Origin of the sequence: Stenotrophomonas maltophilia (assembly GCF_004920835.1) — a bacterium.
In the GTDB taxonomy this organism is placed as follows: domain Bacteria; phylum Pseudomonadota; class Gammaproteobacteria; order Xanthomonadales; family Xanthomonadaceae; genus Stenotrophomonas; species Stenotrophomonas maltophilia_AQ.
Genome location: NZ_QFHO01000030.1, coordinates 1 through 15,934 on the forward strand (window position 1 = coordinate 1; position 15,934 = coordinate 15,934).

The 15,934-nt window shown below is 68.8% G+C and carries 10 protein-coding genes; 7 read left to right on the forward strand and 3 right to left on the reverse strand.

The window, feature by feature from the left end; all coding sequences use genetic code 11:
• The first annotated feature begins 28 nt into the window (after positions 1–28).
• From DI041_RS17385 to DI041_RS17405, 5 genes are all read left to right on the forward strand, one after another.
• Entirely contained in the window at positions 29–238 is a 210-nt protein-coding gene (locus DI041_RS17385) for a DUF1656 domain-containing protein (RefSeq protein ID WP_010487502.1), read from the forward strand.
• Positions 235–1,152: an efflux RND transporter periplasmic adaptor subunit gene (locus DI041_RS17390; protein WP_169050359.1), complete on the forward strand. Its 918-nt coding sequence runs from the start codon at positions 235–237 to the stop codon at positions 1,150–1,152. The genes DI041_RS17385 and DI041_RS17390 overlap by 4 nt, the downstream gene beginning before the upstream one ends.
• Positions 1,149–2,609, forward strand: a complete 1,461-nt coding sequence (locus DI041_RS17395) for an efflux transporter outer membrane subunit (protein WP_136639516.1) — start codon at positions 1,149–1,151, stop codon at positions 2,607–2,609. The genes DI041_RS17390 and DI041_RS17395 overlap by 4 nt, the downstream gene beginning before the upstream one ends.
• Before the next feature lie 3 nt (positions 2,610–2,612).
• A complete protein-coding gene (locus DI041_RS17400; RefSeq protein ID WP_046988843.1) occupies positions 2,613–4,652 on the forward strand; it encodes an FUSC family protein in 2,040 nt (679 codons plus the stop codon).
• A gap of 94 nt (positions 4,653–4,746) precedes the next feature.
• On the forward strand, positions 4,747–5,145 hold the full coding sequence (locus DI041_RS17405) for a hypothetical protein (RefSeq protein ID WP_046988844.1): 399 nt from the start codon (positions 4,747–4,749) through the stop codon (positions 5,143–5,145).
• A 106-nt stretch (positions 5,146–5,251) separates the two neighbouring features.
• Here DI041_RS17405 and recD read toward each other — a convergent pair whose 3' ends face one another.
• From recD to recC, 3 genes are read right to left on the reverse strand one after another with little or no spacing between them, the layout of a single operon-like run.
• A complete protein-coding gene (gene recD, locus DI041_RS17410; protein WP_136639517.1) occupies positions 5,252–7,132 on the reverse strand; it encodes an exodeoxyribonuclease V subunit alpha in 1,881 nt (626 codons plus the stop codon).
• A complete protein-coding gene (recB, locus tag DI041_RS17415) occupies positions 7,129–10,809 on the reverse strand; it encodes an exodeoxyribonuclease V subunit beta (protein ID WP_136639518.1) in 3,681 nt (1,226 codons plus the stop codon). Before recB ends, recD begins: the two co-directional genes overlap by 4 nt.
• Complete coding sequence (gene recC, locus DI041_RS17420; protein WP_136639526.1) at positions 10,806–14,150, reverse strand: exodeoxyribonuclease V subunit gamma; 3,345 nt, start codon at positions 14,148–14,150, stop codon at positions 10,806–10,808. Before recC ends, recB begins: the two co-directional genes overlap by 4 nt.
• A gap of 193 nt (positions 14,151–14,343) precedes the next feature.
• Here recC and DI041_RS17425 point away from each other — a divergent pair, with 193 nt between their 5' ends.
• Together DI041_RS17425 and DI041_RS17430 are read left to right on the forward strand one after the other, a co-directional pair.
• Entirely contained in the window at positions 14,344–15,132 is a 789-nt protein-coding gene (locus tag DI041_RS17425) for an ABC transporter ATP-binding protein (protein WP_046983848.1), read from the forward strand.
• The gene (locus DI041_RS17430; RefSeq protein ID WP_046983822.1) at positions 15,132–15,881 is read left to right on the forward strand and encodes an MlaE family lipid ABC transporter permease subunit; all 750 of its coding nucleotides are present in this window, start codon (positions 15,132–15,134) and stop codon (positions 15,879–15,881) included. The genes DI041_RS17425 and DI041_RS17430 overlap by 1 nt, the downstream gene beginning before the upstream one ends.
• The last annotated feature ends 53 nt before the right edge of the window (positions 15,882–15,934 follow it).

Below are 15,934 nucleotides of genomic sequence, written 5' to 3' on the forward strand. Positions count from 1 at the left end.
CTCCCCCACCTCGCCCCCGCCCCTACCGATGCCCGGTGAATTCAGTCTCCACGGAGTGTTCGTCCCGACCCTGCTCGGGTTGATGTTGTTGGCCTATCTGGTCAACAGCGGCCTGCACGCGCTGCTGCAGCGTGCCGGCGCCTATCGCCATGTATGGCACCCGGCGCTGTTCAACCTGGCCCTGTACGGGATCGTGCTTGGCCTGCTGTTCCACCTTCTGCGTTGGATGCAATCGTGAACAAGATCGTGAAGAAGACCCTGCCGGTGCTGCTCACCAGCGCAGCCGTGATCGTCGCCCTGCTGGTGCTGCGCCAGCTGTGGGTCTACTACATGGATGAGCCATGGACCCGCGACGCCCATGTCGGCGCCGACGTGGTGCAGGTCGCACCGGATGTGTCCGGCTTGGTGGAAACAGTGCAGGTGGCCGACAACCAGGCGGTGAAGAAGGGCGATCTGCTGTTCGTGATTGATCGGGCGCGCTACCGCATCGCGCTGGAACAGAGCCGCGCCAGCCTGGCCGAACGCCAGGCATCGGTAACGCAGCTGCGCCGCGAGATCGGGCGTGATCGCAGCCTGCAGGACCTGGTCGCCGCCGAGGATGCCGAAGTACGCCGCGCCAAGCTGCAGGCCGCCCAGGCCGCGCTGGCCACCGCGCAGGCGGCGGTCGACCTGGCCGAACTCAACCTGGCCCGTACGGAAGTGCGTGCGCCGGCCAATGGCCGCGTCAACGACCGCACCATGCGCGTGGGCGACTACGTGGTGGCCGGCAAGCCGGTGCTGGCGCTGCTGGATACCGGCTCGTTCCGCATTGACGGCTACTTCGAGGAAACCCGCCTGCGTGGCGTGGCCCCGGGACAAGCCGTGGACATCCGCCTGATGGGCGAATCGACCCCGCTGCGTGGCCATGTCGAAAGCATCGCCGCCGGCATCGAGGACCGTTATCGCAGCAATGGCAGCACCCTGCTGCCGAACGTGACCCCGGCCTTCGACTGGGTGCGGCTGGCGCAGCGCATTCCGGTGCGCATCGCCATCGACGAGGTGCCCAAGGGCGTGGAACTGATCGCCGGCCGCACCGCCACGGTGACCGTGGACACCGGCCGCCATCCGCACAACGACAAGGCCGGCACCGCGCCGACACAGGCGGGCCTGTGAACGCCGCCCTGCCCCGCCTTGGCCTGATCGTCGCGCTGGCCAGCCTGGCTGCGTGCAGAACCGTCGGCCCGGATTACGCATTGCCCGAGGGCTCGGCGTTCAAGCGGCCGCAAGCGAATGCCGCGTTCATCGATACCCACAACCCCGAAGTGGCTGCCAACCAGGCACTGCCGGCACGCTGGTGGTCGCTGTACAACGACCCGGTGCTGGACGGGCTGATCACCCAGGCGCTGCGCGACAACGTCGAACTGAAGGCCGCCGACGCGCATCTGCGCCGCGCTGCTGCGGTGTACGAGCAGGCGATGGACGCCGGTGGCTTCGAGTACGAGGCCGAAGCCGGCGTCAGCCGCGCACAGTTGTCGGCCGAGTCGTTCCTGCAGGAGCACGAGCTGCCGGTGATCAACCTGGCCGACGGCAAGTTCGCGGTGAGCTACCAGTTCGACCTGTTCGGCAAGCTCAAGCGCGGCGCCGAAGCGGCGCGTGCCGACGAGCAGTCGGTCGCCGCAGCACGCGATCTGGCCCAGGTCAGCGTGGTCGCGCAGGTGGCGGACAGCTACCTGGAAATCTGCCACGCCAACCACGAGCTGCACGTGGCCGAGCATTCCCTGCAATTGCAGCAGCGCAGCCGTACGGTCACCGAGCGCCTGATCGCGGCTGGCCGCGGCACACCGCCGGAACTGGCCCGCGCCAATGCGCAGGTGGCGCTGCTGGAAGCCGCACTGCCACCGCTGCATGCGCAGCGCTCGGCCGCCGCCTATTCGCTGGCCGCCCTGCTCGGGCAGACCCCGGGTCAGCTGCCGGCCGGCGTGATCGACTGTGCACATGCCCCCAGCCTGGCGCAGCCGCTGCCGGTCGGTGATGGCCGTGCGCTGCTGCAGCGTCGCCCGGACGTGCGCCAGGCCGAGCGCAAGCTGGCCTCGGCCACGGCGCGGATTGGTGTCGCCACTGCCGAACTGTACCCGGACATCCGCCTGGGTGCCTCGCTCGGTGCCGCCGGCCTGCTGGAAGACTTCGGCACGCCGATGACCCAGCAGTGGTCGATCGGCCCGTTGATCTCGTGGACGCTGCCGTCCTCGGGCACGCATGCGCGCATCCACGCCGCCGAGGCGGGTGCCGATGCAGCCCTGGCCGAGTTCGACCACACCGTGCTGCAGGCGCTGCGCGAGACCCAGACCGCGCTGGATCGCTATGCGCAGGACCTGCGCCGGTTGCAGTCGCTGCGCATCGCGCAGGAGCAGGCCGCGCTGGCCGCCGAGCAGAACCGCCGGCTGTACCAGGGCGGCCGCACGCCGTACCTGTCCAGTCTGGATGCCGACCGCAGCCTGGCCACCAGCGACGCCACCCTGGCCGCCGCCGAAGCGCAGGTCTCGCGCGACCAGATCCACCTGTTCCTGGTGCTGGGTGGTGGCTGGCAGGCCAGCGCCGCCGCGCCCAACGCCCCGACCGCAGCGAAGTAAGCCATGAACGCGCTGACCGACCGCCAGGCCTGGCTGTTCTCGATCAAGACCTATCTGGCTGCGGTAGCCGCGCTGTACATCGCCATGGCCGGCAACCTGTCGCGCCCGTACTGGGCGATGGGCACGGTGTACATCGTCAGCCAACCGCTGCTCGGCCCCACCCGGGCCAAGGGCGTGTACCGCATCGTCGGCACGCTGGTGGCGGGCCTGGCCACCCTGCTGGTGCTGCCGGCGCTGGTGGAAACGCCGCTGGTGCTGAGCGCGGCGATGTCGATCTGGCTGGCCGGCTGCCTGTTCATGGCCCTGCTCAACCGTGGCCCGCGCGGTTACGCATTCCTGCTGGCCGGCTACACCACCGCCTTCATCGGCTTCCCGGCAGTGACCTCGCCGGAAACCATCTTCGACACGGTGGTGGCACGCAGCGAGGAGATCATCCTCGGTACGGTGGTGGCAGTGCTGTTTGCTTCGCTGCTGTTCCCGGCCTCGGTACGCCCGATGCTGCGCGCGCGCATCGGCAACTGGATGGAGGACGCCGCGCAGTGGTGCCGGCAGATCCTTGAACGTGGCCGCGCGCATGCGCCACGCAACCGGCTGGCCGCCGACCTGGTGCAGTTCGAGGCGCTGATCGAATTCCTGCGCCGTGATGATCCGCGCCATGCCGGTTCGGCGGTGTCGATGGAGCGCCTGCGCGAGCGCATGCTGCTGCTGTTGCCGGTGCTGTCCTCGATTGCCGACCGCCTGAGCGCGCTGCGCAGCGATGGCCACGCCCTGCCCGAAGGCCTGCCGGCGCTGGTCGATGACATCCACGACTGGCTGGACGGGCCGACCAACGCCAGCGAGTACGCCCGCCTGCGCGCGCGCATCAGCGCACTGAAGCCGCAGGTGGACCGCGACCTGCAGCATCTGCAGCTGGCCAGCCTGCTGCTGCGCCTGGAGGAGCTGGTGGACCTGTGGCAGGACTGCCGTACCCTGCAGCATGCGATCGACCACGGCACTGCGCCGCTGGACCGCGCGCACTACCGCATCCGCACCGAACGCGTGCCCGCCGACAAGCACGTCGACTACGGCATGGCGCTGTTCTCCGCGCTCAGCGCCGGCGTGGCGCTGATGAGCTACTGCGTGCTGTGGATCGGCCTGGGTTGGGAAGGCGGCGGCAACGGCGCGATGATGGCCGCGGTGACCGCCGCGTTCTTCGCCGCACAGGACGACCCGGCACCGAGCATGGTGTCGTTCCTGGTGTGGGCGATGGTTGCCTCGGTGGTGGCCGGTGTGTACCTGTTCGGCGTGTTCCCGGCGGTGCACGACTTTGGCCTGCTGGCACTGGTGCTGGCGGTTGCGTTCCTGCCGCTGGGGCTGATGCTGCACCATCCGAAGAGCGCGCTGTTCGCACTGCCGCTGACGGTGAACCTGGCCGCGCTGCTGAGCCTGCAGAACACCTACAGCGCCAACATCCAGACCTTCCTCAACTCGTCGATCGCGATGTTCATCGGCATTGGTTTTGCGGTGGTGATGACCCGCCTGTTCCGTTCGGTGGGTGCCGAGTGGACCGCACGCCGACTGGTGCGGCAGGGCTGGACCACGCTGGCCGAAGCCGCCGAGGGGCGGGGCCAGCAGGATCGGCAGCGCTTCGCCGCACGCATGCTCGACCTGCTGGGCCTGCTCGCCCCACGACTGGCGGCGACGCCGGAGGGCAGCGACATCGCCTCGGTGGATATGCTCAACGAAGCGCGCATCGGCCTGAACATCCTGCAGCTGCGCCGCGCGCGACTGGAACTGCCCGAGCGCAGCCGCGAAGCGGTCGAGCACATCCTGGAAGAAGTGGCCGTGCACTACCGGCGACAGATTGCCGCGCGCAAGCCGATTGTGGCGGCCGAAGCGCTGCGCGAGCGGCTGGATACCTCGCTGGGCCGGGTCGGCAGCGTGGCTGCCTGCAAGGCCCGCGATGAAGCCCTGATGGGCCTGATCGGCCTGCGCTTCGCGCTGTTCCCGGAGGCCAAGGCATTGGCGCCGGGGCTGGCGATGAGTGCGGACGCACAGCCGTAGCGCGATACCCTGTGCGACCACAGACTCCGCGCAGGGGTCAGAGCCCTCTCCTGCAGAGAGGGATCCGACCCTGCCGCTGCAACAGGACGGTTCAATGAGTTACGACATGATGGTGTTCGAGGCCAGTGCCGCCCCACGCGAGGCCGCGGCCTTCATCGCCTGGTTCGAGAAGCAGACGCAGTGGAACGAGCGCCACGAGTACGACGACCCAGTGGTCAGCAGTCCCGCGTTGCAGGCGTGGTTCGCGGAGATGGCGCAGGAGTTCCCGCCAATGAACGGGCCGTTGAGCAATGACGACGATGATCGTGCCGAGGTGACCGAGTACAGCATCGGTAGTCAGGTGATCTACGGTGCATTCGCCTATTCGGTGGCCGAGCGCGCGCATGGCCGCGTGCAGGACCTGGCCGAGAAGCACGGCGTGGGGTTCTTCGATGTCAGTGCGGACGAAGCGGCGATCGTGTTCCCCGATGGGCTGGTACTGATCGCGGAATGACGCAGGGTCGGACCCCTCCCGGAGGGAGGGCTCTGACCCGGAGCACGCGTGCCTCGGCGACGAAGGTCAGAGCCCGTTCCCATTGGGAACGGGATCCGACCCCGATTCAGAACAATGTGCCCTGCACCGTAGGCTGTTCAGTACGCGCCGATTTTTCGACCACCGCTTCCGCACCCAGTCGCCAGGCCAGGCCACCCAACCGGCTGGCGTGGCGCTTCAGCGCGGCCTGCAGCACGTCGGCACTGCCGGCCACATGCAGGACCTGACGGGCGCGGGTCAGGCCGGTGTAGACCAGTTCGCGCGACAGCACGCGGCTGTCCTGGCGCGGCAGCTGCAACCACACTTCGTCGAACTCCGAGCCCTGCGCCTTGTGCACGGTCATCGCGAAGGCGCTTTCGTGCGCGGGCAGTGCGGCCGGGTGGAAGGCGCGCGGCTGATCGACGCTGTCGCCGGGGAACCAGGCCACCATCGCGCCGCTGCCATCACGCAGGCAGATGCCGATATCGCCGTTGAACAGGCGATGCCGGTAGCTGTTCTCGGTGACCAGCAGCAGGCGGCCCTGGAAGTAGCCGGGGGTGTTGCCGGCCAGCAGCTGTTCGATACGGCTGTTGAGCCCGCGCGCGCCCTGCGGGCCTTCGCGCAAGGCGGTCAGCACGCGCAGGCGACCCGCCTGCTGCAGGGCCCGTACCGGATCGGCGGTGTCGGCCAGCGCGCGCCAATGGCCCAGCAGGTGCTCACGCTGGCCACGCAGCGGATCGGCTTCGCCTTCGTGGAAATGCACGCCGGCCAGTTCACCACTGCGCAGCAGCTGCAGCGCGGTGCTGCTGTCGCCCTCGCGCACGGCATGTGCCAGCGGTGCCAGGTCCAGCGCATCGCTCTGCCGGTAACCGCGCTGCAGCTGCACGCGGCGGCCGGCGAAGGCGCGTGGCGAGGCCTGCGGCTGCAAGGTGGCCGGCGCCAGCAGGCCGTGCAACGCCTGCGCGTCGTCGGCACGGGTGCCGATGCCGTCGCCGCTGGCACGCAGGATCGCGCTGAGCACGTCGCCGGCTTCGACCGACGGCAGCTGGTCGGGATCGCCGAGCAGGATCAGCCGGGTGCCGCTGTCGATCGCATCGACCAGCTTGGCCATCATCGGCAGATCGATCATCGAGGCTTCGTCGACCACGACCACGTCCACCGGCAGCGGGTTATCGGCGTGATGGCGGAAGCGCGGTGAATCGGGAATCACGCCGAGCAGGCGATGCAGGGTGGTGCCGGTACTGGGCAGCGCCGTGCACAACGCCGGGTCCAGTCCTTGTTCCTGCAGCCTTTGCACGGCCACGCGCAGGCTCTCGGCCATGCGCTCGGCGGCGCGCCCGGTAGGCGCAGCCAGCGCCACCTCGGGAAGCGGCTGGCCGGCCTGCCGGGCCTGCGCGGCCAGCAGCAGCAACAGGCGCGCGATGGTGGTGGTTTTGCCGGTGCCGGGGCCGCCGGTGACCAGCGCCAGCGGATGGCGCAGGGTCACGCCGGCGGCGCGTGCCTGGTGATCCTCGCCGCCCAGTGCCTGTGGGAACAGCTGCGCGAACAACGGCGCCAACGCTGCCATGTCCGGCGCCGGCAGCGGATGTCGGCCGATGCGCTGCAGCCCAGCCGCCAGCTGACGCTCGTACTCACGGTAGCGGCGCAGGTAGAGCAACCCGTTTTCCAGCACCAGCGGTGCATCCTCGGCGATGGCGTCGGCCTGCTCCGGCGTCGCGATCCAGGGCGATGCGCGCAACTGTGCCAGCCAGTCCTGCGCGGCAGGCCACTCGGGAACGCCTTCCAGCAACCGCTGCGGATGTGCCGGATCGAACGCTGCGTGTCCCTGCGATACCGCCAAAGAAGCCAGGGCGGCCGCCAGTGCCACACTCTCGGGCGTGTCGTCGCGCAGCCGCTGCAGGCTGGTCGCCAATGCATGGTCGAGGGTGCGTAGCAAGCCTTTCTTGTGCAGCTCCTTCAACAGGCTCATGCGCCGGCTCCACGGGCACGCGCGGCCAGTTCGGCCTGGGCCTGTTCGCCACCGGCGAACAACGCATCCAGGGCATCCACCAGCGCCAACGGGAAGCGGTCCACATGCACACCGTTGCCGGCGGCATCCAGGCCGCGGCAGAACAGATAGCGGATGCCGCCCATGTCGCGCTCGTAGTCGTAGGCCGCACCCAGGCGGAAACGCAGCCAGCGATGCAGGGCCACGGTGTAGATCAGCGCCTGCAGGTCGTACTCGCTGTGGCGCATGGCAATGGCCAGCAGGTCCGGGCTGTAACCAGGCAGGCGGTTGGACTTGTAGTCGAGCACGTACCAGCGCCCGTCGCGCACATAGGTCAGGTCGATCATGCCGGTCATCAGCCCTTCCAACCGGCGGCGCTGGCCGAAGCCGCGTCGCGTGCTGGAAACACCGTGCGCATGCAGCACCTGCAGCAGCGCCGGCACCGTCGTCGGTTCGATGGCGAAATGGAAGTCGATTTCCGCGCGGCGCTCGCCTTCGCCCAGACTGTGCAGCGCGCTGCCTTCGGGCAGCGGTACGGTCAGCGTGTGGCCGACCAGCGGCACCAGCACCGCCACGCCATCGTCCAGATCGGCATCGGCATAGCCCTCATCGTGCAGCGCCTTGCGCAGCACCTCGGCCTGGCCTTCTGGCGCTTGTTGGCCGGGCTGCCAATCACCCCAGGCAGCGAAATCGACGTTCTCCATGGCTTCGTGCAGCACGTTGCCGAAACGACTGCCCATGAAGCGCGGGTCGATCGGTGTGCTGTCCTCGGCCGCCGCCGCGGCTTCCGGCAACGCCGGTTCCAGTGGCAGTTCCGGGCCAGCGGGTTCGTCAGCAGCGGGCGCCGGCAGCTCGGTCGCGGCGGCTTCGATATCACTGCCCGCGCCGGCATCGGCATGGGCGAGCTGGGTGAAGCTGTACACCCACCAATCGTGCGGTACGCGCCGGGTCAGGGCACGCACCGCCGGAAGGTCACCTTCCACTTCGGCCGCCAGCGGTGGCAGCGAGGACGGTGCCTCACTGTCATCGATGTACACATCGGCGTGCGAGCGCAGCGCCTGCAGGTCACCCAGCAGCGGCGCCAGACGCGTCTTGCCGAGCCCCGCCAGATCGCCCACTGCGATCCACAGCGCATGCTCGGCACGGGTCAGTCCCACATACAGCAGGCGCGCATCCTCGGCACGCTGCTCACGCTCGCGCTGGGCACTCGCCGCTTCCCAGGCCTCGTCCCTGTCCAGCTTCCAGTGCAGCTGGCGCTGGCCGCCCACATGCACCGTGCAGTGCGAGGCAGTGTTCGGTGCGCCACCGTCGATGCCGACAAACGGCAGGAACACCAGCGGATACTCCAAGCCCTTGCTCTTGTGCAGGGTTATGATCTGCACGCGGCGCGCGTCCGATTCCAAGCGCAGCAGCTGTTGCTCGTCATCCTGGTCGGCGCTGGCCATCTGCCCCTGCAGCCAGTCCAGCAGGCCGTGCATGCCCAGCGCCTGCGCCGAGGCTTCCTGCAGCAGTTCACCCAGTTGCAGGTAATTGGTCAGACGGCGCTCGCCGTCGATCAGCGCCAGCAGGCGTTCGCCCTGTGCGGCGCAGACATCGGCAATCACCGCGAACGGCCCGCCGCGTTGCCAGCGCTCGCGCCAATGCAGCAGCCGCGCCTGGAACTCGCGTTGCAGGTCGCCCTCGCGTTCCATCGCGGCGATCGCACTTGCCCGCTGGCCAAGCAGCACGGTGGCCAGCACCGCACGCAGGCGGCCTTCGTCGGCGGGTTGCAGCAGTGCCAGCAGCAGCGCACGAAGATCGCGCGCTTCAGCGGTGGCGAACAGGCTCTGCTTGCCGGCTGCCACCGCGGGAATGCCGACCGCGGCCAGCGCGCGCTGTACCAGGGTGGCCTCGCGATGCGAGCGCACCAGCACCGCGATGTCACCAGGCTGCACCGGGCGCCCACGCAACACGGCATTGCCGGCCCGCGCAGCGACCAGGGTCTGATGGATCGCGGCCACGCAGGCCTGGGTGGCCGCATCGCGCGAGGCATCGGCACTCATTGCCTTGTCACCGCCACTGCGCAGCACGCGCAGGGTCAGCGCCACGGCGGCATCACCGTTGCGCAGATAGTCCGTATCGATACGCACGCCACCGGGCCGCACCGGCTCGAACTGGATGTCGCCTTCGAGGAAGGCGTCCTCACCACCGTTGTCGTACAGCGCCTGCAGCGCACGCAGCACAGCCGGGCGCGAGCGGAAGTTCTGGTCCAGCACAGGCGCCTGCTGCGCCACCTGCCTGGCCTTCAGGTAAGTATGGATATCGCCGCCGCGGAAACCATAGATCGCCTGCTTGGGGTCGCCGATCAGGAACAGCGCCGGTGCCAGGCCGAGCTCGCGTACCTCCGGCGAATCGCCGAACACGGTGTGGAAGATGCCCCACTGGCGGTCGTCGGTGTCCTGGAACTCATCGACCAGCGCGATGCGGTACTGCGCGCGCAGTTGTTTCACCAGTGGCAGCCGTTGCGGGCCTTCCAGCGCCACCGCCACGCCATCGATCAGATCGTCGTAGGTCTGCACCCGGCGCGTGCGCTTCAGCGCCTGCAGCCGCTGCGTGGCTTCGGCGCGAAGCACGTGCAGGAAATTCAATGCAGTGGCACGCAACCAGGCATCGCGTTCGGCCAGCAGCGCGACATAGCGCGCCAACGGCGCCTGCAATGGCGACGACGGCGTGCGATCGGGGAATTTCTTGTTGGTCTTTTCGGCCAGTACATCCGGCAGCAGTGCTGGCAGGCGTTCGCTGGCCAGAAGTTCGCGCGGGTCGGCACGCTCGGCCCAGGCCAGCAGCTGCCGGCCCAGCGGGTGCAGCCAGCCCAGCTTGTAGGACACCCCGTTGATCCACTTGTTGTCGACGGCATCGCAGAGGTCGATGAAGAACTGCTCGCCATGCTCGCGCACGCTTGCCGACAGTGCTTCCGCCGCGCACTGCAATGCCGGGTGTGGATCGGCCAGCGCCACCGCCTGTGGCAATGGGTGCAGTGGCGGCGCAGCCAGCAGCGCGCGCAGATCGGCGGCCAGCGCATCCGGGTTGGACCACAGCCAGGTCAGCGGCTCCAGCGTGGCCGGGTCGTTGGCATGCACGCGCCACAGGTCAGCGGCCAGCTCCTCCAGCAGTTCACGATCGCTGGCCAGCAGTTCCGGCGGATCAAAGGTATGGCCGCTTTCCAGCGCATGCTCACGCAGCACGCGGGTGCAGAAGCCGTGGATGGTGAAGATCGAAGCCAGGTCGATCTCATCGGCGGCCACCTGCAGGCGTCGCTTCAATGCGGCCGCGCTCTCGGTTCCGACCTGTAGATGGCGCTGCAGTACCTCGCGGGTCAATCGCACGTCCGGTGCTTCACCCTCGGCCGCTTCCAGATCGACCAGGCGCGCGGCCAGCGCCAGGCGCTCGCGGATGCGCTTGCGCAGTTCCTGGGTGGCGGCATCGGTGAAGGTCACTGCCAGGATCTGGCCGATACGCAGGCCCTGCTCCACCACCAGCCGGGTGAACAGCGTGGCCAGGGTGAAGGTCTTGCCGGTGCCGGCGCTGGCTTCGATGAGGCGGATGCCGTCCAGCGGCAGGGCCAGATAGGGATCGCGGTTGAGGGATTCGATGCCGTCTTCGGCGATGGCGGTGTTCATGCGCCGCCCTCCTGGCGTGCTTCGGCGCCGAGGGTGCGGCCTTCGCGCACCGCGCTGAAGACCACTTGGCTGTTGCGCAGCAGGTCGGCATAGCTGGCATCGGTGGCGAACGGGTCGGCGCCACGCAGCAGCAGCTGCCAGGCGTCGCTGCTGGCTTCACCCCAGCTGCGGTCGCTGCCGTGCCACTGCTTCCAGCCTTCGCTGCGCTGTTTTTCTGCCGGCGCGTTGTACAGCACCCAGCCGGTATACGGGGCAAAGCGCAGCGGTTCACGCAGGCCACGCTGGCGCAGCTGCAGCAGTGCACGCAGCGCCGCCCGTGCAGCGGGAACGCTCAGTGCCGGCAGCACATGCGGGCCCGGACCGGCATCGCCGCCATCGTGGAACTGCACGAGGGGCAATGCGTCGCCGGCGGCGTTGGCCAGCAGCCAGTCCAGGCCCTGACGGATCACTGCGTTGCCATTGAGCGTGCCGGCGCGCAGGCGTACCAGCCCTTCGGGATGCCGATCGGCCACGCGGCCATGCAGGCGCACGCCATCGATCTCCACCTCATAGCGACGGCTTTCCAGTGGTTCGCCCTGCATCCAGCCCAGCAATGCACTGGCATACGGGCGCGTCTTCAACTGCTCCACCTCGAACTGGCGCTCGCCCAATGGACCCGAGGGCAGCAGGCCGCGTGCGCGCAAGCGCGGGTACAACGGCTCGATATCGCCACTGAGCGCAGCGCGCACCACCGCCGCCTGCACACTGCGCTTTTCCGGGCCACGCGAAGACAGCACCAGCGGTTCCAGGTCATCGACCTCCTCGACCTCGTCAGCCAGGCGCAGGCCCAGCGACTGCGCCAGGAACTGCCCGGCCGGATCGCACAGGAAACGGCGCAGGGTATCGAGCGCGACCTCGTCTTCCACCGCATCGTCGAGCGGCGGTGGCAACGGTGCATCGAACCACGGCTGCAGTCCACCACGCTGGCCGGTGAGGCGACCGGCCGCCGGATGCCACTGGCGGCGATAGCTGAAGCGGCGTGGATCGCCATCACCAAACGCGGCTGGCGAGAACGGCTGCAGTGCGTGGCGCACGGTGAAGTCGCGGACCGCCAGAGGCGGATCGAGGTGATACGCAGCGGCGGCATCGATCAGTTCGCTGACCAGCACCGAGGGCTCGCGCACGCTTCCATCGCGCGGATCGGCGCCGAGATAGCTGAGATAGAACACCTCCTGCGCGGCGGCGAACAGCTGCAGGAACAGGAAGCGGTCGTCCTCGCGCGTGGAGCGGTCGCCCGGACGGCGGCGCGGCGTATCCAGCTCGGCGGTGAGCTGGTTGAGACCGGCAGCCGGGTCACGGCGCGGGAAATCACCGTCATTGAGGCCCAGCACGCAGATCACCCGGAATGGCAGCAGGCGCATCGGCACCATGCGGCCGAAACTGATGCCACCGGTCAGCAGCGGTGCGCGCGTATCGGCCTCGCCCAGCGCACCGGCGAAGTGCGAACGCACCACCTCCGGTGGCACGCCGTCTTCGAAACCGGCCTTGGCGGCATCGTCGGCAAACTGGTTGAGCAGCTTGCGCAGGCGCTCCAGCGCGCGCTGGCTGTTGGGCGAGCTGGGCGCGGTGGGCAACAGTGCATCGAGCAGCGACAGCAGCCGCTGCCGCCACTGCGCCGGGGTCAGCAGCTCGCCGAGGCGACGCTGGTAGATCGCCAGCACGCGCAGCAGGCGCAGCAGCCGGTCCAGCGCTTCCAGCGCACCCCCTTCCAGCTCGATCCACGGCGCCACGCCGGCCAGGTCGGTCTCGCTGCCGGTGGCGTGACCGAGTACCAGGCGGTCCAGCGCGAACTGCCAGGTGTAGGCGTCGTCGGCCGGCGCCTGGTGCTGGTGGCGGTGCTTCGCATCCAGACCCCAGCGTGCACCGGCCTGCTGCAGCCAGCCATGCAGGCGGTCGAAGTCCACCGCTTCCAGCCCAGCCGCTTCGGCCAGCGGTGCACTGGCCAGCAGGTCCAGCACTTCATTGAGCCCGAATCGCGATACCGGCAGCCCCAGCAGGTGCACGAACACATCGGCAAGTGGTTCACCTGCAAGCGGGCTGCTGTCGGCCAGCGCATAGGGGATGTGCTCCTCCTCGCCACCACGGCCGCCGAACACCGCTTCCAGGTACGGCACGTAGGGATCGATGTCCGGCGCCAGCACCGCGATCTCGCGCGCCTGCAGCGGCGGGTCGAAGCGCGGGTCCTGCAGCAGGCTGCGCAGCTGGTCGTGCAGCACCTGCAGCTCACGCAGGCGGGTGTGGCAGGCGTGCACCTGCAGGCTGGGGTCGTCGCTGCGCAGCCCGTCGCGCAGCTCGCCCGAGGGCAGCGCGCGGCGGTGGAACAGATCGCGCTGCAGGCGATGCAGCAGGCTATCGGACAGGCCGCCCTGGTCCAGGCTCGGGCGTGTGTCCTCCTCCGGATCGGAATAGGCCGCAATCTCGCCGGCCGGGTGCACCACCTCGTAGCTGCCCAGCACCGCCATGAAGTCGCGGCCCGCCGCACCCCAGGCTTCCAGCAGGCGGTTCTCGCCTGCGGCCTCGCCGAACGGGTCCGGCGCGCCGCTGCGCAGGCGCTCGGCCAGGGTCTGCAGATCGCCCCAGTACGACTGCACCGGGGTGGGCATATAGAAGTGCAGCTCGCCGACACGCGCCTGGGTGGCCATCACCCGCAGCACGTCGGGCGAGATGTTGAGCGTCGCAAACGCGGACATGCGCAGCGGCAAGCCCTGCGGCAGCGGCTTACCGGCACCCTCGAAGCGGTCCAGGTATTCCTGGATGCGGCGCGCGCGATAGTCGTGGCCGTGGGTGATGGTGCGCCACAGGATCGCCTGCGGGTCGGCCGGATCGGCACCGGCGGCCCAGCGCAGCAGCCAGTCACGACGCCAGGCCTGGTACTTCTCGAACACCGAGGCCAGCTCGCCGGCCAGCGCCCACGGTTTCAACGCGTCGCCACCGGCAAGATAGGACTGCAGCGCGCGCATCGGGGGCTGCGCCAGCAGTACCGGGTCACGCAGTGCCTGGTACAGCTTCCAGTGCAGGCCGGCCGCGTCCAGGTCGTCCTGCTCGCCGCTGACATTGGCCTTCAGCGCACGGGCCACGAACTCGCCCGGGGTCAGGAATTCAAGATTGGCGGCAACGCCAAACTCAGCCGCCAGTGTCGCTTGCAGCCAACGCCGCATCGCCACCTGCGGGATCAGCACCACTTCCGGTGCCAGCAACGGCTGGCCAGATACCGGCGCACGCACGTTGCGCGCCAGCAGCGCGGCCAGCACGTCCAGGGAGTTGGAATGGTAGAGGCGGAAATCGCTGCCCGGGTCACTCATCGTGCACAGTGTGCAGCACGGCACGCAGTATTCAATGATCCGGGCCATCGCCGGTACGGATTGTTCCGGGACCCCTGTCGATTGTCCCGGCCTGCGCGAGGGCTTGCCGTGCAACAATACTGGACCGTCCAGTCTGCTTATGTTCAGCAGACGGGCCCGATCCTTCGATGTCTAAAAAACGTTAATGGTGCCCATGTCGGCTTCCGCCTCCAGTCTGGTGCAGTTATCCAACGTCCGCATCGACCGGAGCGGGCGCACGATCCTGCGCGACGTGTCGCTGCAGGTGCCCAAGGGCAGCATCACTGCGGTGCTCGGTCCGTCCGGCAGTGGCAAGTCGACCCTGCTGGCGGCGCTGACCGGCGAACTGCGCCCGGTCGCCGGCGAGGTCACCCTGTTCGGCAAGCCGATTCCGCACAACAGCGGCGCGCTGCTGGAAATGCGCAAGAGCGTGGGCGTGCTGCTGCAGGGCAATGGCCTGCTGACCGACCTCACCGTGGCCGAGAACGTGGCGCTGCCGCTGCGCACCCACACCCGCCTGCCCGCTGCGGTACTGCGCCGGCTGGTGCAGATGAAGCTGCATGCGGTGGGCCTGCTGGCCGCCGCCGATGCCTGGCCGCGTGAGCTGTCCGGCGGCATGGCCCGGCGCGTAGCGCTGGCCCGCGCGCTGGCACTGGACCCACCACTGATGATCTACGACGAGCCGCTGACCGGGCTGGACCCGATCGCCTCGGGGGTGATCATGAGCCTGATCCAGCGCCTCAACCACAGCCTGGGCCTGACCAGCATCATCGTCAGCCACCACGTGCACGAGACGCTGCCCATCTGCGATCAGGTGATCGCGATCGCCAATGGCGGCGTCGTGTTCCAGGGGTCTCCCGAAGCGCTGCAGTCCAGCCAGGACCCGCTGCTGCGGCAGTTCCTGCATGGCCAGCCCGATGGCCCCATTCCGTTCGATGCCGCGCCGCGCGCGAGGGTCGCCTGATGCCGTTCGTCCAAGCCACCCGCTCGCTGGGCCGTGCCGGCCTGTTCTCGCTGACCGTGCTGCGTGGTTCGCTGCCGACCCGTGATTTCCTGGGCGAGCTGACCCGCGAGATCTACAAGATCGGTGCGCGCTCGCTGCCGATCATCGCCGTCGGTGGTGCCTTCGTCGGCCTGGTGCTGACCCTGCAGGGCTACCGCACGCTGACCACCTTCGGTGCGGCCGACGCACTATCGACCCTGCTCGGCCTGTCGCTGTACCGCGAACTGGCACCGGTGCTGACCGCGTTGCTGTTCATCGGCCGCGCCGGCAGCTCGATCGCCGCCGAACTGGGCCTGATGCGTGCCACCGACCAGATCAAGGCACTGGAGCTGATGGCCATCGATCCAGTGGCCAAGGCCGTGGCGCCGCGCTTCTGGGCGGCGGTGCTGACCGTGCCGCTGCTGACCGGCGTGTTCTGTTCGCTGGCGATCAGCGCCAGCTACTTTGAAGCAGTACACGTGCTGGGCCTGGACAATGGCGTGTTCTGGTCGGCGCTGCGCAACAGCGTGGACTTCTGGGACGACTTCGGCGTGGCGATGCTGAAGTCGGCGATCTTCGGCGGCACCGCGGCACTGGTCGCGTCCTACGTCGGCTTCCATGCCGAACCGACCATCGAAGGCACCTCTGTCGCCACTACCCGTGCGGTGGTCAACGCCTCGCTGCTGGTGCTGATGTTCAACTTCGTGCTGTCGGCAATGTTGTTCACCTAACCCCTCCACCGGCGGTGCGCATCGGCGCGCAGCCACAACGACTCGATCAGGTA

Bases quoted from the DNA above. Each gene is read 5' to 3' on its own strand.
- DI041_RS17385 (WP_010487502.1), top strand. From the start codon at position 29: ATGCCCGGTGAATTCAGTCTCCACGGAGTGTTCGTCCCGACCCTGCTC.
- DI041_RS17400 (WP_046988843.1), top strand. From the start codon at position 2,613: ATGAACGCGCTGACCGACCGCCAGGCCTGGCTGTTCTCGATCAAGACC.
- DI041_RS17405 (WP_046988844.1), top strand. From the start codon at position 4,747: ATGAGTTACGACATGATGGTGTTCGAGGCCAGTGCCGCCCCACGCGAG.
- recD (WP_136639517.1), bottom strand. From the start codon at position 7,132: ATGAGCCTGTTGAAGGAGCTGCACAAGAAAGGCTTGCTACGCACCCTC.
- recB (WP_136639518.1), bottom strand. From the start codon at position 10,809: ATGAACACCGCCATCGCCGAAGACGGCATCGAATCCCTCAACCGCGAT.
- recC (WP_136639526.1), bottom strand. From the start codon at position 14,150: ATGAGTGACCCGGGCAGCGATTTCCGCCTCTACCATTCCAACTCCCTG.
- DI041_RS17425 (WP_046983848.1), top strand. From the start codon at position 14,344: ATGTCGGCTTCCGCCTCCAGTCTGGTGCAGTTATCCAACGTCCGCATC.
- DI041_RS17430 (WP_046983822.1), top strand. From the start codon at position 15,132: ATGCCGTTCGTCCAAGCCACCCGCTCGCTGGGCCGTGCCGGCCTGTTC.